Origin of the sequence: Klebsiella sp. JN_Kp127 (assembly GCF_040062505.1) — a bacterium.
Taxonomy (GTDB): Bacteria; Pseudomonadota; Gammaproteobacteria; order Enterobacterales; family Enterobacteriaceae; genus Klebsiella; species Klebsiella quasipneumoniae.
Window position 1 is genome coordinate 22,596 of record NZ_JBEAHS010000001.1, and the last position, 19,455, is coordinate 42,050.

General features: G+C 57.5%; 18 protein-coding genes and 1 tRNA gene. 12 read left to right on the forward strand and 7 right to left on the reverse strand.

What is annotated here, in order from left to right; genetic code table 11:
* Positions 1-85 precede the first annotated feature (85 nt).
* The 4 genes from ABLV04_RS00125 to ABLV04_RS00140 form a co-directional block, all read right to left on the reverse strand.
* The gene (locus tag ABLV04_RS00125) at positions 86-568 is read right to left on the reverse strand and encodes a WbuC family cupin fold metalloprotein (protein WP_044524294.1); all 483 of its coding nucleotides are present in this window, start codon (positions 566-568) and stop codon (positions 86-88) included.
* Positions 569-785: 217 nt separating this feature from the next.
* Positions 786-1,637 carry a GGDEF domain-containing protein gene (locus ABLV04_RS00130; protein ID WP_348815243.1) on the reverse strand — a complete coding sequence of 284 codons (852 nt, stop codon included), beginning with the start codon at positions 1,635-1,637 and terminating at the stop codon, positions 786-788.
* Positions 1,638-2,057: 420 nt separating this feature from the next.
* Positions 2,058-2,132 (reverse strand) — tRNA-Arg (locus ABLV04_RS00135).
* Between the two features lie 76 nt (positions 2,133-2,208).
* Entirely contained in the window at positions 2,209-3,150 is a 942-nt protein-coding gene (locus ABLV04_RS00140; protein ID WP_060590099.1) for a formate/nitrite transporter family protein, read from the reverse strand.
* A gap of 289 nt (positions 3,151-3,439) precedes the next feature.
* Here ABLV04_RS00140 and mlaA point away from each other — a divergent pair, with 289 nt between their 5' ends.
* The gene (mlaA, locus tag ABLV04_RS00145) at positions 3,440-4,201 is read left to right on the forward strand and encodes a phospholipid-binding lipoprotein MlaA (RefSeq protein ID WP_032453618.1); all 762 of its coding nucleotides are present in this window, start codon (positions 3,440-3,442) and stop codon (positions 4,199-4,201) included.
* Between the two features lie 58 nt (positions 4,202-4,259).
* Here the strand turns inward: mlaA and fadL are convergent, their stop codons facing one another.
* On the reverse strand, positions 4,260-5,582 hold the full coding sequence (fadL, locus tag ABLV04_RS00150) for a long-chain fatty acid transporter FadL (RefSeq protein WP_023290543.1): 1,323 nt from the start codon (positions 5,580-5,582) through the stop codon (positions 4,260-4,262).
* 373 nt (positions 5,583-5,955) lie between these two features.
* Between fadL and ABLV04_RS00155 the strand changes: the two genes are divergently transcribed.
* The 4 genes from ABLV04_RS00155 (at position 5,956) to sixA (ending at position 10,548) form a co-directional block, all read left to right on the forward strand.
* Positions 5,956-6,240 carry a YfcZ/YiiS family protein gene (locus ABLV04_RS00155; RefSeq protein WP_023290542.1) on the forward strand — a complete coding sequence of 95 codons (285 nt, stop codon included), beginning with the start codon at positions 5,956-5,958 and terminating at the stop codon, positions 6,238-6,240.
* A gap of 158 nt (positions 6,241-6,398) precedes the next feature.
* Entirely contained in the window at positions 6,399-7,709 is a 1,311-nt protein-coding gene (fadI, locus tag ABLV04_RS00160) for an acetyl-CoA C-acyltransferase FadI (RefSeq protein WP_048336257.1), read from the forward strand.
* Positions 7,709-9,853, forward strand: a complete 2,145-nt coding sequence (gene fadJ / locus ABLV04_RS00165) for a fatty acid oxidation complex subunit alpha FadJ (RefSeq protein ID WP_147733373.1) — start codon at positions 7,709-7,711, stop codon at positions 9,851-9,853. The genes fadI and fadJ overlap by 1 nt, the downstream gene beginning before the upstream one ends.
* 209 nt (positions 9,854-10,062) lie before the next feature.
* On the forward strand, positions 10,063-10,548 hold the full coding sequence (sixA, locus tag ABLV04_RS00170) for a phosphohistidine phosphatase SixA (protein WP_004201794.1): 486 nt from the start codon (positions 10,063-10,065) through the stop codon (positions 10,546-10,548).
* Positions 10,549-10,566: 18 nt separating this feature from the next.
* On the opposite strand, the gene smrB is transcribed toward sixA, so the two are convergent.
* Positions 10,567-11,118 (reverse strand): endonuclease SmrB, encoded by a 552-nt coding sequence (gene smrB, locus ABLV04_RS00175; RefSeq protein ID WP_004201792.1) that lies wholly within the window; start codon positions 11,116-11,118, stop codon positions 10,567-10,569.
* Between the two features lie 167 nt (positions 11,119-11,285).
* Between smrB and prmB the strand changes: the two genes are divergently transcribed.
* Genes prmB through ABLV04_RS00205 form a run of 6 tightly spaced genes read left to right on the forward strand, consistent with a single transcriptional unit; the run spans position 11,286 to position 15,843 of the window.
* Positions 11,286-12,218, forward strand: coding sequence for a 50S ribosomal protein L3 N(5)-glutamine methyltransferase (gene prmB, locus ABLV04_RS00180; protein ID WP_023290538.1), 933 nt, complete (start codon positions 11,286-11,288; stop codon positions 12,216-12,218).
* Positions 12,219-12,260: 42 nt separating this feature from the next.
* Positions 12,261-13,346, forward strand: coding sequence for a chorismate synthase (aroC, locus tag ABLV04_RS00185; RefSeq protein ID WP_023290537.1), 1,086 nt, complete (start codon positions 12,261-12,263; stop codon positions 13,344-13,346).
* A gap of 2 nt (positions 13,347-13,348) precedes the next feature.
* The gene (gene mepA / locus ABLV04_RS00190) at positions 13,349-14,173 is read left to right on the forward strand and encodes a penicillin-insensitive murein endopeptidase (protein ID WP_023290536.1); all 825 of its coding nucleotides are present in this window, start codon (positions 13,349-13,351) and stop codon (positions 14,171-14,173) included.
* The gene (locus ABLV04_RS00195) at positions 14,173-14,982 is read left to right on the forward strand and encodes a sulfite exporter TauE/SafE family protein (RefSeq protein ID WP_004201787.1); all 810 of its coding nucleotides are present in this window, start codon (positions 14,173-14,175) and stop codon (positions 14,980-14,982) included. The genes mepA and ABLV04_RS00195 overlap by 1 nt, the downstream gene beginning before the upstream one ends.
* Entirely contained in the window at positions 14,982-15,530 is a 549-nt protein-coding gene (locus ABLV04_RS00200) for an elongation factor P hydroxylase (RefSeq protein ID WP_023290535.1), read from the forward strand. Before ABLV04_RS00195 ends, ABLV04_RS00200 begins: the two co-directional genes overlap by 1 nt.
* A 31-nt stretch (positions 15,531-15,561) precedes the next feature.
* Positions 15,562-15,843 (forward strand): YfcL family protein, encoded by a 282-nt coding sequence (locus tag ABLV04_RS00205; RefSeq protein WP_023290534.1) that lies wholly within the window; start codon positions 15,562-15,564, stop codon positions 15,841-15,843.
* A gap of 159 nt (positions 15,844-16,002) precedes the next feature.
* On the opposite strand, the gene mnmC is transcribed toward ABLV04_RS00205, so the two are convergent.
* Positions 16,003-17,991 (reverse strand): bifunctional tRNA (5-methylaminomethyl-2-thiouridine)(34)-methyltransferase MnmD/FAD-dependent 5-carboxymethylaminomethyl-2-thiouridine(34) oxidoreductase MnmC, encoded by a 1,989-nt coding sequence (mnmC, locus tag ABLV04_RS00210; RefSeq protein WP_180265817.1) that lies wholly within the window; start codon positions 17,989-17,991, stop codon positions 16,003-16,005.
* A gap of 158 nt (positions 17,992-18,149) precedes the next feature.
* Here mnmC and fabB point away from each other — a divergent pair, with 158 nt between their 5' ends.
* Positions 18,150-19,370, forward strand: coding sequence for a beta-ketoacyl-ACP synthase I (gene fabB, locus ABLV04_RS00215; protein WP_002913291.1), 1,221 nt, complete (start codon positions 18,150-18,152; stop codon positions 19,368-19,370).
* Positions 19,371-19,455: the final 85 nt, after the last annotated feature.

Consider the following 19,455-nt stretch of genomic DNA (forward strand, 5'->3'; position numbering starts at 1 on the left):
AGAGAATGTGGATCTTGAGATCAATGCCTGGACGACAGGGATAACGCAAACGGATGCTCGCGGCATCCGTTTGCGGCGGCCAAGCTTAACGGGTTACAGAGGGATAGCGATCTCCTGGCTGCGCGATGGCATACCAGGCCATCATCTCCGCGGTACCCGGCTGACCTTCTGCTGGCGCCCAGTCCATAGTGTCGATTTCAGCAAGCGGTTGATAAGCGCCTTGTTTGACTTCAAATACCATCCCACCAGCGTCGAGTGAGAGCACCGTATGCCAGGTGCCAGGCTCCATTTCCAGTGCCATGCAGGTTTCACCCAGCACCACCCGGTTAGTGATCGCGCCATGATCATCAAAATTTAGCACCACAAAGCGGCCTTTCAGCGGCAGCAAAAGTTCAAAGGTATGTCGGTGCCGGTGCGGGCGGATATAGGTGCCGGGTTCCATAGCGATAGCCAGACGCTGCACCGGGTCGCTCAGCTCAGGGTGAAAATTGCGATGGGCACGTAAGCGCGGGGAACTGGCCGCCGCTTCGCTCTGCTGCTGCATATCGCTAAGGGTGATCTGTTTCATATCAACGCCTGGCTCCTTTGTTGTCCAGAGAGTGTTGCATCGGCTGGGCGGCAGGTTAACGACCAGGCCACGCGATATTGTACGCATAAAGCGTGTTGCTGTCGGTTAATTGTCGAGGCTATAGAGTGCAGGAGGGCTTCTGCCAGGCAACCACGCAATTCCTACCTGCTTTTTTTGCCTGGTACAGGGCGCCGTCGGCACGGTTAAGTCATTCATTCTATAACGTTTTAGGATCCTCCGTTGTGGCAAGACCGATACTGATCGTGACGCTTTCGGGCAGTTTAACCCTGCTGCTGACGTCGCCTGGGTTGATAATGGTCTGGCGGGTCCGCTCGGCGATGAGTTGCGCCTGCTGTTGGCCCACGTCAGACAGTAATAGCGCAAATTCCTCGCCGCCTGTTCTGGCCACAATATCATCTCTGCGAACCTGATCCTGAAGAACCCCGGCCACATACTGAATAACAAGATCTCCCTGAAAGTGACCATATTTGTCATTGATGCGCTTGAAATGATCGATGTCGCATAACAATTTAGACAATGGTTTTGCACAGAGACCCGTTGCATTTTTTATCAGCACAAGGTAAAAATAACGGCGGTTATACAGCTGCATCAGATAATCACGAATCGAGTTCTGATAGGCATTCTCATATTTATTGTTGGATAATTGATAAAGATTAAACGCATTAAGGAAAATAATGATAATAAAGATCAGAGTGCCCAGCGTTTCGAAAAGCCTCGCTTTATACCCTGTGTTCTCGCTAGCGACATCTGCGGTTGTTAAGAAAGAGAAGGTTAAGATATAAACGAAGTAGTAAAAATAGACTCCTGTCCTGAATATATTTCTGAAGCGGGTTAATGCCATCGTCGTGGAAAAAAAGAACGTCCATATGTAAGCCATTATATTACTGGCTAAGCGAATCGTTGGTTCATACAGGTGGATTGAGGAAAATCCAACAATCAGGACGATAGCTAAGGTCAGGCTTACACAGGCAAAGGTAATAATAATGTGATTATGGGAGGCCAGCAGGCGATGCGAACGAAACTTGAATACTAATACCGCGGTGATGATTTAGGTGAGTGTTAACGCGTTGCGGTAAAAATAGATGAGTCTGATGGCCTGTTCATTAGGTCATACCTGTCAGGGCAAGAAAACTATGTTTTTATGATCGTGAATATCAATATTTTGAATGTCTGTCGGGAGTGAGCAGTATGCTTTTCGTGCGGTCGCTGCTGACGATGTCATTACGTTTTACAACTCCTCTTTTCCTGTGAGTTGTTCATTTTAGTCGCAAAATTATAACTGGTGTTTTCCTCTTTTTAAAAAGAGGAATGGCGCCACAGGTTTTATATCTATAAATAAATCACTTTGTGCGTTAACAGGAAGGGGGCATTGATGATCAGGTCGGTACCACCTTGAGTAGACAGTCTACAGGAGCTGCAGAAAAACCATCAAAAGTCGGCGTGGATCCGACATAAAGCAGGAGGGTTATGGTGTCCCCTGCAGGAATCGAACCTGCAACTAGCCCTTAGGAGGGGCTCGTTATATCCATTTAACTAAGGGGACAAGGCGGCACGAGTATAGCGTTTTTCGCCCGCCTGAGTAAGAGCTATACCGTCTGACTGCTTAAACCCTCGCCATTCTAAGCGCTTTTTTTATGCCCGGTCGGCATTTTGGCTTTTGCAGCGGCCTGCGCGCGGGCTTCCGCTTTTCGCTTGTTGCTCATGTCGTTACGGATCTGCGCATGGCTCAGCAGTGCGAAGATGAAGGTCCCGCCGCAGATATTACCCGCCAGCGTCGGAAGGGCGAAAGGCCAGATGAAGTCGCTCCAGGGCAGGCTTCCATTAAACACCAGATAAAGGATCTCCACCGAGCCCACCACGATATGGGTAGTATCCGCCAGGGCGATAAGCCAGGTCATCAGAATGATCACCACGATCTTGGCGGCGCCGGCGAGGGGAAACATCCAGACCATGGTGGCGACCAGCCAGCCGGAAATAATCGCATTGGCAAACATCTCCGTCGGGCTGTTTTTCATCACATCTTCGGCGATGCTGACGAAGGCCTGGCGGGTCGGCTCATCAAAAACAGGCATATAATTGAAGGCCCATGCGGCCACCGCGGTGCCGATGAGATTGCCCGCCAGCACCACCGACCATAGCCGCATGAGTAAACCGACGTTTCCGGGGGTGGGATTGTGCATCACCGGCAGTACGGCGGTGACCGTATTTTCCGTGAACAGCTGCTGGCGGGCCATAATCACGATAATAAAGCCGAAGGTATACCCGAGGTTCTCGAGTAAAAACCCTCCCGGGATCCCCTCCAGCTTGACGTGAAAAATCCCTTTCGCCAGCAACGAGGCGCCCATCGACAGACCGGCCGCAATCGCAGACCACAGCAGGGCCAGCGCATCGCGCTCCATCTCTTTTTCCCCTTCCTGACGAATATGTTCATGGATCGCCATCGCCCGCGAGGGAAGACGGTCTTCATCCACTTCTATCTCCTCCCCGCGCTGCTTTTCTTCACTTTCGACCTCACGTTCGTCGTCCGCTGGCTTTAATTTGTTATCATCAAGTTCATCCATTTCGTGGCCCTCGCTATCACTCTGTATAGTAATAGCGTAGCGGCTTTACCTGGCGTCTGGCTGGGCATACTCTGAAATCGCAAAAATGGTAACGTCAGATTTTTGTCGCTCCGCTAGAATAGGAGCCCCGCGATCTCGTTATTCCCAGGCTATGATCAAATCAACAACTTGGGTGATATAGACATCGTTCAACGTGCTGTTACAATCGCTCACATCTGTACGGGCGGAAACGTTGTCTTTCCGTCATGGATGGCAACTCGCGATAGCCATAAAAACCAGGGAGACATCTATGAATTATCGCCTGTCGGCGCTTGCGCTTGGCGCCACATTGCTGGTGGGATGTGCCAGTTCCAGCTCTGGCGATCGGCCGCAGGGGCGCTCAGACCCGTTAGAAGGGTTTAACCGCACGATGTTTGACTTCAACTTTAACGTGGTTGATCCTTACGTGCTTCGTCCCGTCGCGGTGGCATGGCGTGACTATGTTCCGCAGCCGGCGCGCAATGGCTTAAGCAACTTCACCAGCAACCTGGAAGAGCCGGCGGTGATGGTGAACTCCTTCCTGCAGGGCGACCCGTATAAAGGTATGGTCCACTTTACCCGCTTCTTCCTGAACACCATCCTCGGGATGGGGGGGCTGATCGATGTCGCCGGGATGGCTAATCCGCAGCTGCAGCGCGTTGAACCGCATCGTTTCGGCAGTACGCTCGGCCACTATGGCGTCGGCTATGGCCCGTATGTGCAACTGCCATTCTACGGCAGCTTTACCCTGCGTGACGAAGGCGGCGATATGGCCGATGGCCTCTATCCGGTGCTCTCCTGGCTGACCTGGCCGATGTCGATCGGCAAATGGGCGGTAGAAGGGATTGAGACACGCGCTCAACTGCTGGATTCCGACGGCCTGCTGCGTCAGTCTTCCGATCCTTACATTCTGGTGCGTGAAGCTTACTTCCAGCGTCATGACTTTATCGCCAACGGCGGTAAGCTGACCCCGGCGGACAATCCGAACGCCCAGGCCATTCAGGATGAACTGAAAGATATCGATTCACAGTAATCTGCGAATAAAAAAAGGGTGAACATGATGTTCACCCTTTTTTGTTGCGCGCTGCTTATCAGAAGCGGTAGTTGAAGTTGGCGCCGTACAGCCAGGCGGTCCCTTCGGAGCGGAAGGTATACGGGCCTTCCTTGATTTCCACATGCTGCCCGTGCATATAGGAAATCCCGACGTCAACCGACGCATCCTTGTTGAACGCGTAGGTGGTACCCGCGCTCAGCCACAGGCGGTCCTGGTCCGGAATGGAAATGGAGCGATTGTTGGCCGGTACCGGGCTGTCGTCGAAGGCGATACCGGTGCGGAAGGTCCAGTTATCGTCGTAATAATAGGTCGTCCCCAGCGCTACGCGGTAGGCGTCCTTAAAGCCTTCCTCTTTATAGAACAGCGTCTGGCCGTTGCTGCCGGTGGCTTTCAGCTCCTGGAACTGGCTCCAGCTGGTGTAGGTCAGACTATAGTGGACCGCCCACTGCGGCGCCACGCGGTTATAGCCCGACAGTTCCCACATTTCCGGCAGGTTAAGGGTCAGTGAACCGCCGGTGGTCTGGCCGTTAGTACCCGCCGGCAGACCGAAGTTGCCAAGGATCTGGTTATAGGCCGCTGGCAGACTGCTGCGATAGTTACCGTCGAAATCGATCTTGACCTCGGAACGGTAGGTTAAACCGTAGCGGTTGTTCTTATCCAGCTCATAGAGGATACCGGCGTTCCAGCCAAAGCCCCACGCATTGCCGTTAAGATGGGCGATCTGCGTGTCGGCTGGGATCTTCGCCACCTGGCCTGCCAGCGCCGGCGGCAGCGCGCCAGAGCCAGCGACAATCTGGCCCAGATCGCCTGCATAGCGCTCGATCTTCGCCTTAGCGTAGACCGCATCGAAACCTAAGCCAAAGCTCCAGTTGCTGTCGAGGCGATAGGCGCCGCTCAGGTTGAAGTTAGCCGTAGTCAGGTCGGTTTTACCGCCCATGCTGCCGGCCGCATAATCATCGTTATACTCTGTTGCCAGGCCGTAGTTGGAGGTGATGGACGCCCCCCAGCCGAACTGATCGTTAATCGGCGCGACAAAGTGGAAGTTGGGTACCCACGCCGTCGGGGCGATATTGTCCGCATTCAGGCTTTTGCCGGTGGGGGAAGTCCCGGAGACATTGACGCCCGGGTCGACAAAAACGGCGCCCGCCGACATAGTCGGACGGTCAAACATCATAATTAATGCCGGGTTACGACTGGCATTGCCTGCATCGTCTGCGATAGCCCCTTCACCGGAATAGGCCCGACCCAGCCCTGATGAAGAGAATTCGTTGAGCTGGAAGCCTGCTGACCAGGCCTGGGTGGAAACAAGTGCGACAGCCACTGCAAGGGCAGATTGGGTAAAGCGGGTTTTCTGGCTCATGCCCATAACCTCATTGAGTTATTTTTTTTTAAACTATGTTACATGCCGTAACAGAAGCGCGGAAGTGTAGGGTCTGCGGTACAACAGAGAAATCAGACCAGTGCGCTGAGTATAGGTCTGACCAGATGAGTTGTTGCAAGTTTGTTTATGAAGTTTTTCAATTGTGATAACAGAAACGCGATCCAGCTGGCAAAATTGTCGGGGGGAAGGCGACGGAGAAAAGGTGATTTTTGTTTTAGATCATTTTTAAGTGTGATTTCTGTCACTTAACGCCGTGATAGCGATTATCGGCTGGAGGCAAACCGGAGGGCGGGCGTAAAATAGGCACATTAATTGTCTGGCACCGCAGGTGCATATCCAGAGGAAATCTACGATGAGTAAATGTAGCGCTGATGAAACCCCGGTTTGCTGCTGTATGGATGTTGGGACCATTGTCGACAACACCGACTGCACCGCCTCATACAGCCGCGTATTCGCCAACCGCGCGGAAGCAGAGCAAATGCTCGCCGCGCTGAGCGAAAAAGCCCGCAGTGTGGAATCTGAACCGTGCAAAATTAATCCCGTCTTCGCCGACGTTGACGGCGGCGTAAAGCTGGATATCGATTTTGTGTTTAGCTGTGAAGCCGAATCCCTCATCTTCCAGCTGGGTCTGCGTTAATCCCTCCGCTTAGCGCCCCGTGAACGGGGCGTTATCTTTTCTGTTCAATGTGTTTTGGCTCGCAATTTTTCGCTTCCCCGATTGGCTTAATGTAAAAAATTAGTTAACAATGCTATCAGGTCAGACCACTTGGTTGTCTTGGTTAACAGGGGAGAGTTATGAGTCAGGCATTACCGCTTATCACCCGTCAGGGCGATCGCATTGCCATTGTCACAGGGTTACGCACGCCGTTTGCGCGTCAGGCGACGGCATTTCATGGCGTTCCTGCCGTTGATTTAGGAAAAATGGTGGTTGGCGAAATGCTGGCGCGCAGCGACATTCCTGTGGAAGCCATTGAGCAACTGGTCTTCGGTCAGGTCGTGCAGATGCCGGAGGCGCCGAATATCGCCCGGGAAATTGTGCTCGGTACCGGAATGAGCGTGCACACCGACGCCTACAGCGTCAGTCGCGCCTGCGCCACCAGCTTCCAGGCCGTGGCGAATGTCGCTGAAAGCCTGATGGCCGGCACCATCCGCGCCGGTATCGCCGGCGGTGCCGATTCCTCCTCTGTGCTGCCTGTCGGCGTCAGCAAAACGCTGGCCCGCGCGCTGGTCGATGCGAACAAAGCCCGCACGCTGAGCCAGAAACTGAAGCTGTTTTCCCGCCTGCGGCCGCGCGACCTGCTACCGGTCCCCCCGGCGGTGGCGGAATATTCAACCGGCTTACGGATGGGCGATACCGCCGAACAGATGGCGAAAAGCTGGGGGATCAGCCGGGAACAACAGGATGCGCTGGCGCATCGTTCACATCAGCTGGCGGCTAAAGCCTGGGAAGAGGGAAAGTTGTCCGCGGAGGTGATGACCGCCTATGCGCCCCCCTTCCGCCAGCCGCTGGAGCAGGACAACAACATCCGTAAAAATTCAACCCTCGCAGATTACCAAAAGTTACGCCCGGCCTTCGACCGTAAACATGGCACCGTTACCGCCGCCAACAGCACGCCGCTGACGGATGGCGCGGCGGCGGTGATCCTGATGACCGAGTCGCGGGCCAAAGAGCTGGGGCTGACGCCGCTGGGTTATCTGCGCAGCTATGCCTTTACCGCCATCGACGTCTGGCAGGATATGCTGCTGGGGCCCGCATGGTCCACGCCGCTGGCGCTGGAGCGCGCTGGCCTGACGCTGGCGGATCTCACGCTTATCGATATGCATGAAGCTTTCGCCGCGCAGACGCTGGCCAATCTTCAGTGTCTGGCAAGCGACCGCTTTGCCCGCGAGGTGCTGGGGCGTGCGCAAGCCACCGGTGAGGTGGATGAGAGTAAATTTAACGTCCTCGGCGGCTCTATCGCCTACGGTCATCCCTTTGCCGCCACTGGCGCGCGGATGATCACCCAGACGCTGCATGAGCTGCGGCGACGGGGAGGGGGATTTGGTCTGGTGACGGCCTGCGCGGCAGGCGGTCTGGGCGCGGCGATGATTGTGGAGGCTGAATAATGGATACGGTTTCCGCTTTTAAGCTTGAGGTCCGTGCGGACAACATCGCGGTGATTACCATCGATGCCCTGGGTGAAAAAATGAATACCCTGAAGGCCGAGTTCGGCAATCAGGTGCGGGGACTGATACGCCAGATACGCGACGATAAGTCGGTGCGCGGCGTGGTATTTATCTCCGCCAAAGCCGATAACTTTATCGCCGGCGCAGATATCAACATGATTGCCCGCTGCCGCAGCGCGCAGGAGGCGGAAGCGCTGGCCCGCCAGGGGCAGCAGATTATGGCCGAGATCCATGGCTTGTCGATTCCGGTCATTGCCGCCATCCATGGCGCTTGTCTGGGCGGCGGACTGGAGCTGGCGCTGGCCTGCCATGGCCGCATTTGTAGCGATGACGAAAAAACCCGACTCGGGTTGCCGGAGGTACAGCTTGGCCTGCTGCCGGGTTCCGGCGGGACGCAGCGTTTACCGCGGCTGATCGGCGTCAGTACGGCGCTGGATATGATGCTCACCGGCAGGCAGTTACGGCCGCGCCAGGCGCTGAAGGCCGGTCTGGTGGACGAGGTGGTTCCGCAGACAATTTTACTGCAGGCGGCGGTGGAGCTGGCGCTGAAGGGGCGCCCGGCCAGCCGCGAGGTGCCTGTTCGCGAACGCGTGCTGGCGGGCCCCCTGGGTCGCCATCTGTTATTCCAGTACGTCGGCAAGCAAACGCAGCGCAAGACCCAGGGCAACTACCCGGCGGTGAAGCGAATTTTGCAGGTCGTCGAGAATGGTCTGGCCCATGGCTGCAGCAGCGGTTACGCCGAAGAGGCCCGTGCGTTTGGCGAACTGGCGATGACCCCGCAGTCGCAGGCGCTGCGATCGATCTTCTTTGCCAGTACCGATCTGAAAAAAGACCGTGGCGCCGAGGCGGAACCCGCTCCGCTGAGAAGCGTTGCCGTCCTGGGCGGCGGCCTGATGGGCGGGGGGATCGCCTATGTGACCGCCTGTAAAGGCGGACTGCCGGTGCGAATCAAAGATATTCAACCCGGCGGGATCAACCACGCCTTAAAGTACAGCTGGGATCTGCTGAACAAACAGGTTCGCCAGCGTCGACTGCGCCCCAGCGAGCGCGATCGTCAACTGGCGCTGATCACAGGCACAACCGACTATCAGGGCTTTACCCATCGCGACGTGGTGATTGAGGCGGTATTCGAGGACCTGGCGCTGAAACAGCGGATGGTCAGTGAAGTGGAGCAAAACGGCGGTCCGCAGACTATCTTTGCCTCGAATACCTCGTCGTTACCGATAGGCGATATAGCCGCCCATGCCAGCCACCCTGAGCGGGTGATCGGCCTGCACTTTTTCAGCCCGGTGGAGAAAATGCCGCTGGTTGAGGTGATCCCGCATAAGGGAACCGATCCGCAGACCATCGCCACGGTGGTGCAACTGGCTAAACGTCAGGGGAAAACGCCGATCGTGGTGGCGGACAAAGCGGGCTTCTATGTAAACCGCATCCTCGCGCCGTATATAAATGAAGCGATGCGTCTGCTGGTGGAGGGAGAACCGGTTGAGGTGATTGATAAGGCGCTTGTGAAATTCGGTTTCCCGGTGGGACCGGTTCAACTGCTGGATGAAGTAGGTATTGATACCGGCACCAAAATTATTCCCGTGCTGGAGAAGGCCTTTGGAGAGCGTTTCAGCCCACCTGCAAACATCATTGACGCGATTTTGAAGGACGATCGCAAAGGTAGAAAAAATAATCGTGGTTTCTATCTTTATGAGACAAAAGGGCGTAAAAGCAAAAAACGGCCCGACCCGGCAGTCTATCCGCTGCTGGGCATCGACCGCCCCCAGTCGCGGTTGTCCACGCAGCAGGTGGCGGAGCGCTGTGTGATGATGATGCTTAACGAGGCGGCGCGCTGCTTTGATGAGCAGATTATCCGTAGCGCGCGCGATGGTGATATCGGCGCCGTATTTGGTATAGGGTTTCCGCCATTTCTTGGCGGCCCGTTCCGGTATATGGATACTATCGGCGCGGGTGAAGTTGCCGCGATCCTGCAGCGCCTGGCCGCCCAGTACGGCCCACGTTTTACACCCTGTGACACTTTATTACGCATGGCCGAACAGGGGACCACCTTTTGGCCAGCGGATGAACGGATGACCTAAGTTATGGTCAAAGAAGGTAAATCCGGCTGCGGATGACGCTGTTGATTGGCTGTTTTGTAAACAATCATTGACTATACTTACGCCATTGAGGTAAAAAACAGCGTTTCATTCGTTGAATGGATCAGGCACAATGCCCGGCCACCGGGTCACCTGCGTATTGTCTTCGCAGGCCAAACTACGGTGCTTCTGGTTAACAAAAGCGGTGCAATATGCAAGTTTTTATTATGCGTCACGGCGACGCTGCCCTCGATGCAGCCAGCGACTCGGTTCGTCCATTAACCGTATGCGGTTGTGATGAGTCTCGTCAGATGGCAACCTGGCTGAAAGGTCAAAAAGTGGATATTGAGCGCGTTCTTGTCAGTCCCTATCTGCGTGCGGAACAGACGCTGGATATTGTTGGGGAGTGCATGAACCTGCCGAAACATGTCGACGTGATGCCGGAACTCACGCCGTGCGGCGATGTGGGAATGGTGAGCGCCTATCTGCAGGCGCTGGCAAATGAAGGCGTGGCGACGGCGCTGGTCGTCTCCCACCTGCCGCTGGTGGGGTACCTGGTCTCAGAGCTGTGCCCGGGGGAAACGCCCCCGATGTTCACCACCTCGGCTATCGCCTGCGTTAATCTGGACGCCGACGGCAAGGGTGAATACCTCTGGCAGAAAAGCCCCTGCAATCTCAAGATGGCCAACGCCATCTGACGACCCCGGAGCTCGCCGTCAAGGCAGCTCCGGCGGTTGCCACTCCTCGACCTCAATCAGAATCAGCAGTGCGGCGTCACCGCCGTACTCTTTTGGCGCCTGATGAAAAGCCATGATGTGCGGATGCTGCGCCAGCCACAGCGGGGTTTGCTGTTTGAGAATGTGCTTACCGTGCCCGTGCATCACGCAGGCGCAAAACACATGCTCGCGGCGGCAGGCGGCAATCAGCGCGCCCAGTTCCTGTTTGGCCTGCTGCTGGGTGAGCCCATGCAGATCGAGAAACAGTTCCGGCGAATAATCCCCACGGCGCAGCTTTTTCAGCTCAAAATGGCTGACGTCGGCGCGGACATATTTTGTCGAGCCTTCGGTATTCAGTAACGGCTGAAACTCATCGGAAAAATAGTGGCTGTTGTCGGCCTGCTCCTGCAGCAGACGCTTAGGGGCAACCTCGGTGATTTTCTTGCGCTGCGGGCGGTGAACGATGGTGTCCTGTTTGATCTTCCGCGTGCCGGTCATCAGCTGACGGAACAGCGCCTGATCCTCCTCGCTAAGCGATGTCTTCTTTTTCATTGTCCGCTCTCATTAATACTTTGCGCTAGTTTACCCGACTCAATATCCCTTCGGGCAAGGAAAACCTGTTTTTTCCCCCGCCACCCCACGCAAGAATGCTGATTTATCGCCGTCTTCATGGCACACTAGCCGCCGAATTTATAGCAGAGTGTGCCCTGGAGGATGTCGTGGATAAAATTTTTGTTGATGAGGCAGTCAATGAGCTGCATACCATTCAGGACATGCTGCGCTGGGCGGTAAGCCGTTTCAGCGCTGCTAATATCTGGTACGGTCACGGGACTGACAACCCATGGGACGAGGCGGTACAGCTGGTGCTGCCTTCGCTGTATCTGCCGCTGGATATTCCGGAAGATATGCGTACTGCGCGCCTGACCTCCAGCGAGAAACACCGCATTGTAGAGCGGGTGATTCGCCGCGTGAACGAGCGTATTCCCGTCGCCTATCTGACCAACAAAGCGTGGTTCTGCGGCCATGAGTTTTACGTCGATGAGCGAGTGCTGGTGCCGCGCTCCCCGATCGGCGAACTGATCAATAACCAGTTTGCCGGGCTGATTACCCATAAGCCGCAGCATATCCTTGATATGTGCACCGGCAGCGGCTGCATCGCCATTGCCTGCGCCTATGCCTTCCCGGAAGCCGAAGTCGACGCCGTGGATATCTCCCCGGACGCGCTGGCCGTCGCCGAGCACAATGTGGAATCCCATGGCCTGATCCATCACGTGACGCCGATCCGTTCTGACCTGTTCCGCGACCTGCCGAAGCTACAGTACGATCTGATCGTCACTAATCCGCCGTATGTCGATGAAGAGGACATGGCCGATCTGCCGGAAGAGTATGAGCATGAGCCGGTTCTGGGTCTGGCCTCAGGAAGCGATGGCCTGAAGCTGACGCGCCGCATCCTCGGCAATGCGCCGGATTATCTCAGCGACGACGGGATTCTGATTTGTGAAGTCGGTAACAGCATGGTACATCTGATGGAGCAGTATCCGGACGTGCCGTTTACCTGGCTTGAGTTTGATAACGGCGGCGACGGCGTCTTTATGCTGACCAAACAGCAGCTGATTGACGCTCGCGCGCACTTCGGTATTTATAAAGACTAAAAAAAACAACACGCCAACATAACGACAAAGAATGGAGCCGTGATGGCAGGAAATACAATTGGACAACTCTTTCGCGTCACCACCTTCGGCGAGTCGCACGGCCTGGCGCTGGGCTGCATCGTTGACGGCGTGCCGCCGGGCATTCCGCTGACCGAAGCCGATCTGCAGCACGACCTCGATCGTCGTCGCCCGGGTACCTCGCGTTACACCACGCAGCGTCGCGAGCCGGATCAGGTCAAAATCCTCTCCGGCGTCTTCGAAGGCGTCACCACCGGGACCAGTATCGGGCTGCTGATTGAGAACACCGATCAGCGCTCGCAGGATTACGGCGCGATCAAAGATCTGTTCCGTCCTGGCCATGCGGATTACACCTACGAACAAAAGTATGGTCTGCGCGACTATCGCGGCGGCGGTCGCTCCTCCGCCCGCGAAACCGCGATGCGCGTGGCGGCCGGGGCGATTGCCAAAAAATTCCTCGCCGCGAAGTTCGGCATCGTCATTCGCGGCTGCCTGACGCAGATGGGCGACATTCCGCTGGCTATTAAAGACTGGGATCAGGTTGAACAGAATCCTTTCTTCTGCCCGGACCCGGAGAAAATCGACGCTCTCGATGAACTGATGCGCGGTCTGAAAAAAGAGGGCGACTCCATTGGCGCCAAAGTGACCGTCGTCGCCGACGGCGTACCGCCGGGCCTTGGCGAGCCGGTCTTTGACCGCCTTGACGCCGATATCGCCCACGCGCTGATGAGCATCAACGCCGTGAAAGGCGTGGAGATTGGCGACGGTTTCGACGTGGTGAAGCTGCGCGGCAGCGAAAACCGCGATGAGATCACCAAAACCGGATTCCAGAGCAACCACGCCGGCGGCATTCTTGGCGGCATCAGCAGCGGTCAGCAGATCGTTGCCAACATCGCGCTGAAGCCGACCTCCAGTATTACCGTTCCCGGTCATACCATTAACCGCTTTGGCGAAGAGGTGGAGATGATCACCAAAGGGCGTCACGATCCGTGCGTCGGCATACGCGCCGTACCGATCGCTGAGGCGATGCTGGCGATTGTCTTAATGGATCACTTTATGCGTCAGCGCGCGCAGAATGGCGACGTGACGACGACAATTCCACGCTGGTAACCATGAAAAATACCGTTATCGCCCTGCTGGCGCTGCTGGCCAGCGCCGGCAGCCTGGCCGCCACGCCATGGCAGAAGATATCCCAGCCAATTGGCGGCAGCGCGCAGTCGATTGGCGCGTTCTCCAATGGCTGTATCGTTGGCGCCGAGGCGCTGCCGCTGAACGCCGCCGGCTATCAGGTGATGCGAACCGATCAGCGTCGCTACTTCGGTCATCCGGATCTGGTTCAGTTTATTCAGCGCCTGAGCAATCAGGTGCACAATAAAGGCATGGGGACCGTGCTGATTGGCGACATGGGGATGCCGGCAGGCGGCCGCTTTAACGGCGGCCACGCCAGCCATCAGACGGGCCTCGATGTCGATATCTTCCTCCAGCTGCCGCAGACGCGCTGGACTTCGTCCCAGTTGCTGAAGCCGCAGGCCCTGGATCTGGTCGCCAGCGATGGCAAACGCGTGGTGCCGTCGCTGTGGAGTCCGCAAATCAGCCAGCTGATCAAGCTGGCGGCGGAAGATAGCGAAGTGACCCGCATCTTCGTCAACCCGGCGATTAAACAGCAGCTGTGTCTGGATGCGGGCAACGACCGCCAGTGGCTGCGCAAAGTTCGTCCCTGGTTCCAGCATCGCGCCCATATGCACGTCCGTCTGCGCTGCCCGGCGGGCAGCCTGGAGTGCGAAGATCAGGCGCCGCCGCCGGCCGGCGATGGCTGCGGTGCGGAGCTGCAGAGCTGGTTCGAGCCACCTAAACCCGGGTCTACCCCACCTGTGAAGAAGACGCCGCCGCCGTTGCCGCCTTCCTGCCAGGCGCTACTGGATGAGCATGTGCTGTAATGGATAGTTTTATTGAGTTGTTTTCCGTATCGCCGCTGGTGCTGGTGGTGCTTTTCTTTGTCGCCATCCTGGCCGGTTTTATTGACTCACTGGCCGGGGGCGGGGGCTTACTGACCGTGCCGGCGCTAATGGCCGCCGGTATGCCGCCGGCCCAGGCGCTGGCGACCAATAAGCTGCAGGCCTGCGGCGGATCGCTGTCGGCGACCCTCTATTTTGTCCGCCGCAAGGTGGTCAATCTCGCCGATCAGAAGCTGAATATTCTGATGACTTTTATCGGTTCAACCGCCGGCGCGCTGCTGGTCCAGCACGTGCAGTCCGATATTCTTAAGCAGATCCTGCCGTTGCTGGTGATCGGCATCGGTCTCTATTTTCTGCTGATGCCGAAACTGGGCGAAGCGGACCGACAGCGTCGGCTCTACGGCCTGCCGTTTGCGCTGGTCGCCGGCGGCAGCGTCGGGTTTTACGATGGCTTTTTCGGCCCCGGCGCCGGTTCGTTTTATGCGCTGGCGTTTGTCACCCTGGCCGGGTTTAACCTGGCGAAGTCGACGGCCCACGCCAAACTGCTCAACGCCACCTCGAACGTCGGCGGCCTGCTGCTGTTTATTATCGGCGGAAAGGTTATCTGGGCCACCGGCTTTGTGATGATGGCCGGCCAGTTTATTGGCGCCCGCGCCGGCTCCCGGCTGGTGCTGAGCAAAGGGCAATCGCTGATCCGACCGATGATCGTTATCGTTTCGGCGGTGATGAGCGCGAAACTTCTCTACGACAGCCACGGGGCTGAGATTTTGCAGTGGTTGGGAATTCATTAATGCAACAGCAACACCATTATCAGCAGCTTATTGACCTCTTCAACAGCTGCTTTGCCGCAGATTTTAATACTCGCCTGGTGAAAGGCGACGATGAGCCGATCTACCTCCCGGCGGACGATGACACGCCATATCACCGTATCGTCTTCGCGCACGGTTTTTTTGCCAGCGCTCTGCATGAGATCTCCCACTGGTGCATCGCCGGCAAAGCCCGCCGCGAGCTGGTGGATTTTGGCTACTGGTACTGTCCGGACGGCCGCGATGCGATGACCCAAAGCCAGTTTGAGGACGTGGAGGTGAAACCACAGGCCCTGGAGTGGCTGTTCTGCGTGGCGGCGGGATTTCCGTTTAACGTCAGCTGCGACAATCTGGAAGGTGACGTTGAACCCGATCGCATCGCCTTTCAGCGCCGGGTACATGCCCGGGTGATGACTCTGCTTGAACAAGGGATCCCCGAACGTCCGGCGCGTCTTATTCGCGCATTACAACACTATTATCAAACGCCGCCATTGACGGCAGAACACTTTCCGTGGCCGGAAGACCTGCACTAAGGCCACACATTACATGACAAGAGGTAAGATGATGATCGCGGAGTTTGAATCACGCATTCTGGCGCTGATTGACAACATGGTAGACCACGCCAGTGATGATGAACTGTTTGCCGGCGGTTATCTGCGCGGCCACCTGACGCTGGCGGTGGCTGAGCTGGAAGGTGAGGGCGAACATTCAGCGGAAGCGGTACACAGCAAAGTCAGCCATAGCCTGGAGAAAGCCATCGGCGCTGGCGAACTGTCGCCGCCGGACCAAATTCTGGTGCAGGGCATGTGGGAAAACCTGTATCAGCAGGCGAAAAATCAGGCCTGATCCATGATGTAGGTCGGATAAGCGTAGCGCCATCCGACACGCTAACGGCGCAACCAGGATTTACCCTGTTTGCGCTGTGCTTCGCCGGGCTACCGTGTTGGTCGCCCGGATGAGGCCGGGAATGTCGCGCTTCCCAGGGATTTTTCTCCCCTTGCGCTGTTACTTCACCGCTTTTCCCTTCAGCAGTTTTCTCACCCATAGCCGATTCGGATTCAGCGCCGCCAGGGTGCCGCTATCCAGCGGTAGCGGTTCAGCGCTCATCTGCGCCGCCAGCAGCTCAGCGCTTAACGGCGCGGTGCAAATGCCTCGCGATCCGAGGGCGCCAAGCATAAACAGGTTATGGAAGACCGGCGCGCTACCGGCGTTATCCTGCCGTTCGTGGAGGCTGGCGTATTGCGTCAATGTCGCCGCATAGTCCGGCACGTTGCCGACCATCGGCAGATGATCGCGGGTGGCGCAGCGCACGCCGCAGCGGGCGTCACTGGCGCTAATATCCACGTCCTGCGGCCACTCCGCGCCCGGGAAGCAGTCGATCAGCCGTTGCCGGTTGTGCTGCTGATCTTCTTCGCTGAAGGTGGTGTCGGTTTTGCCGCGATGGTAGCTGGCGCCAATGCAGTGCTGCTGATTTTGCGGATTCTGCGGCGTCAGGTAGCCGTCGTAGCACAGCACCTGGCGCAGGTCGGAAAGCCGCGGGGTGGTGGGTATATGGCTGACCTGGCCGCCAACGGGGTAGACCGGCAACGGCGCGGTTTGCGCAAAATCCGATATGCGGTGGCCGTTGGCCAGCACGACCGCCTGATGATAGCGCTGCCGGTTGAGCAGCCAGCCATCGCCCTCCGCACTCAACGTCTCGACCTGATAACCATAATGCACGTGCAGTCCGCGAGTCGCCGCCAGCGCCAGCAGCTCGGCGGTGAGCTGCTGCGGGCACAGCCAACCGCCGGCTGGATAGGTTATGCCGCCGCAGCCGGTCTCGACGCCGGTCAGCTCCGCAGCCTGCTCCGCCGTCACCGCGCAGGCGATATCAGGGGGCAGCTCCAGGGCCAGCATCTGATTGATTTTGTGTGCGCTTTTTTCATCCCAGCCAAGCTGGGTGACCCCGCACCATTGATGATCGAACAGCACCGGCAGCGCGTCGTAGGTGCGGCGGGCGAAGGTAAAGGCGGCTGGGAAAAAGCGCGCCAGCGCCGGATCGTGCTGGCTTAACAGCGGGTAGAGCGCGCCCTGGCGATTACCGGAGGCGCCCTGCGCCGGGGCGTCGTCCGCACAGTAAAGGGTCACCTGCCAGCCGCGACGCAGCAGCGCCAGGGAGAGCAGGGCGCTGGCGATACCGCCGCCGACGATGGCCGCCTCGCGGGCCTCGCTCCCGGGGCGGGCGAACCAGGGCGCGCGCGCCGGCAAGGTCAGCGTTTGCGCCATCTCGCCGGTCAGCATCTCCCGTTTGCGGCCGAAGCCTTTGGTTTTACGCAGGGTAAACCCGGCTTCCTGCAGGCCGCGGCGGACAAAACCGGCGGAGGTAAAAGTGGCCAGCGTCCCGCCGGGACGCGCCAGGCGCGCCATGGCATTGAACAGATCCTGGGTCCACATGTCGGGATTTTTCGCCGGGGCAAAGCCGTCGAGAAACCAGGCGTCCACCTGCTGATTCAGCGAATCATCCAGCTCTCTGGTCAGCTCGTTGATATCGCCAAACCACAGATCGAGCGTGACCCGTCCGCCGTCGAGCAGCAGACGATGGCATCCGGCGAAGGCCGAAGGCCATTGCGCCTGCAGCTGTTCCGCCCATGGAGCCAGCTCTGGCCAGCGCTGGTGCGCCAGGCGGAGATCTTCCGCCTTCAGCGGATATTTCTCAAAACTGATGAAATGTAACCTTTGCAGGGTAACGTCCGGGTTATCGCGAACAAAAACGTCAAACGCCTGCCAGAGGGTGAGGAAATTGAGCCCGGTGCCGAAGCCGCTCTCCGCGACGATCAACAGCGGGCGAGGGTGGCTGGAGAAGCGCTCCGGCAGATGATTTCCGCCGAGAAAGACGTAGCGTGTCTCTTCCAGACCGTTGTCATTGGAAAAGTAAACATCGTCAAAATCTCGGGAAACAGGTGTACCCTCAGCATTGAATTCCAGGTTGGCGGGTTGTATAGCGTTTTGTTTCACGTAAGTTACTCGAATCACAAGGCGTAGCGCGATCTTAGCGATGTGTGCCTGAGGGCGCAAATTTATACACAAAATGTCTGATCGGACTTGTTCGGCGTACAAGTGTACGCTATCGTGCGACACGAAACTTAAAATAGTGCGACTTACAGAGGTATTTAATGAAACGTGCAGTGATTACTGGCTTGGGCATCGTTTCCAGCATCGGTAATAACCAGCAGGAAGTCCTGGCATCTCTGCGTGAAGGACGTTCAGGGATCACTTTCTCTCAGGAGCTGAAAGATTCAGGGATGCGCAGCCACGTATGGGGCAACGTCAAACTGGATACCACTGGCCTCATTGACCGCAAAGTAGTGCGCTTCATGAGCGACGCCTCCATCTATGCTTACCTGTCCATGGAACAGGCCGTTGCCGACGCAGGTCTGGCGCCGGAAGCATACCAGAATAACCCGCGTGTCGGCCTGATCGCAGGCTCCGGCGGCGGCTCCCCGAAATTCCAGGTCTTCGGCGCCGATGCCATGCGCAGCCCGCGTGGTCTGAAAGCCGTGGGTCCGTATGTGGTCACCAAAGCGATGGCTTCCGGCGTTTCCGCCTGCCTCGCCACGCCGTTTAAAATCCACGGCGTTAACTACTCCATCAGCTCCGCCTGCGCCACTTCCGCACACTGCATCGGTAACGCGGTAGAGCAGATCCAGCTGGGCAAACAGGATATCGTCTTTGCCGGCGGCGGCGAAGAGCTGTGCTGGGAAATGGCCTGCGAGTTCGACGCCATGGGCGCGCTGTCCACCAAATACAACGACACGCCGGAAAAAGCCTCCCGCACCTATGACGCCAACCGTGACGGCTTCGTTATCGCCGGCGGCGGCGGTATGGTCGTGGTGGAAGAGCTGGAACACGCCCTGGCGCGTGGCGCGCACATCTATGCGGAAATCGTCGGCTACGGCGCAACCTCCGATGGCGCAGACATGGTAGCCCCATCCGGTGAAGGCGCAGTGCGCTGCATGCAGATGGCGATGCACGGCGTTGATACCCCGATCGACTACCTGAACTCCCACGGTACTTCCACGCCGGTCGGCGACGTGAAAGAGCTGGGCGCGATCCGCGAAGTGTTCGGCGACAACAGCCCGGCTATCTCGGCGACCAAAGCAATGACCGGTCACTCGCTGGGCGCTGCTGGCGTGCAGGAAGCTATCTACTCCCTGCTGATGCTGGAGCACGGCTTTATCGCGCCGAGCATCAACGTCGAAGAGCTGGACGAGCAGGCTGCCGGCCTGAACATCGTCACCAAACCGACTGACGCTAAGCTGACCACCGTGATGTCCAACAGCTTCGGCTTTGGCGGCACCAACGCCACGCTGGTGATGCGTAAATACAACGCCTAATCGGCACGCGATGCACTGAGGGGAGCCACCGGCTCCCCTTTTTTGTCATCTTGACAGGGTAAGAGCCCGCAGGCACACTGCTGGC

Bases quoted from the DNA above. Each gene is read 5' to 3' on its own strand.
- fadJ (WP_147733373.1), top strand. From the start codon at position 7,709: ATGGATACGGTTTCCGCTTTTAAGCTTGAGGTCCGTGCGGACAACATC.
- fadI (WP_048336257.1), top strand. From the start codon at position 6,399: ATGAGTCAGGCATTACCGCTTATCACCCGTCAGGGCGATCGCATTGCC.
- fabB (WP_002913291.1), top strand. From the start codon at position 18,150: ATGAAACGTGCAGTGATTACTGGCTTGGGCATCGTTTCCAGCATCGGT.
- aroC (WP_023290537.1), top strand. From the start codon at position 12,261: ATGGCAGGAAATACAATTGGACAACTCTTTCGCGTCACCACCTTCGGC.
- mlaA (WP_032453618.1), top strand. From the start codon at position 3,440: ATGAATTATCGCCTGTCGGCGCTTGCGCTTGGCGCCACATTGCTGGTG.
- ABLV04_RS00200 (WP_023290535.1), top strand. From the start codon at position 14,982: ATGCAACAGCAACACCATTATCAGCAGCTTATTGACCTCTTCAACAGC.
- ABLV04_RS00140 (WP_060590099.1), bottom strand. From the start codon at position 3,150: ATGGATGAACTTGATGATAACAAATTAAAGCCAGCGGACGACGAACGT.
- ABLV04_RS00205 (WP_023290534.1), top strand. From the start codon at position 15,562: ATGATCGCGGAGTTTGAATCACGCATTCTGGCGCTGATTGACAACATG.
- smrB (WP_004201792.1), bottom strand. From the start codon at position 11,118: ATGAAAAAGAAGACATCGCTTAGCGAGGAGGATCAGGCGCTGTTCCGT.
- sixA (WP_004201794.1), top strand. From the start codon at position 10,063: ATGCAAGTTTTTATTATGCGTCACGGCGACGCTGCCCTCGATGCAGCC.
- ABLV04_RS00155 (WP_023290542.1), top strand. From the start codon at position 5,956: ATGAGTAAATGTAGCGCTGATGAAACCCCGGTTTGCTGCTGTATGGAT.
- mepA (WP_023290536.1), top strand. From the start codon at position 13,349: ATGAAAAATACCGTTATCGCCCTGCTGGCGCTGCTGGCCAGCGCCGGC.
- fadL (WP_023290543.1), bottom strand. From the start codon at position 5,582: ATGAGCCAGAAAACCCGCTTTACCCAATCTGCCCTTGCAGTGGCTGTC.
- ABLV04_RS00125 (WP_044524294.1), bottom strand. From the start codon at position 568: ATGAAACAGATCACCCTTAGCGATATGCAGCAGCAGAGCGAAGCGGCG.
- ABLV04_RS00195 (WP_004201787.1), top strand. From the start codon at position 14,173: ATGGATAGTTTTATTGAGTTGTTTTCCGTATCGCCGCTGGTGCTGGTG.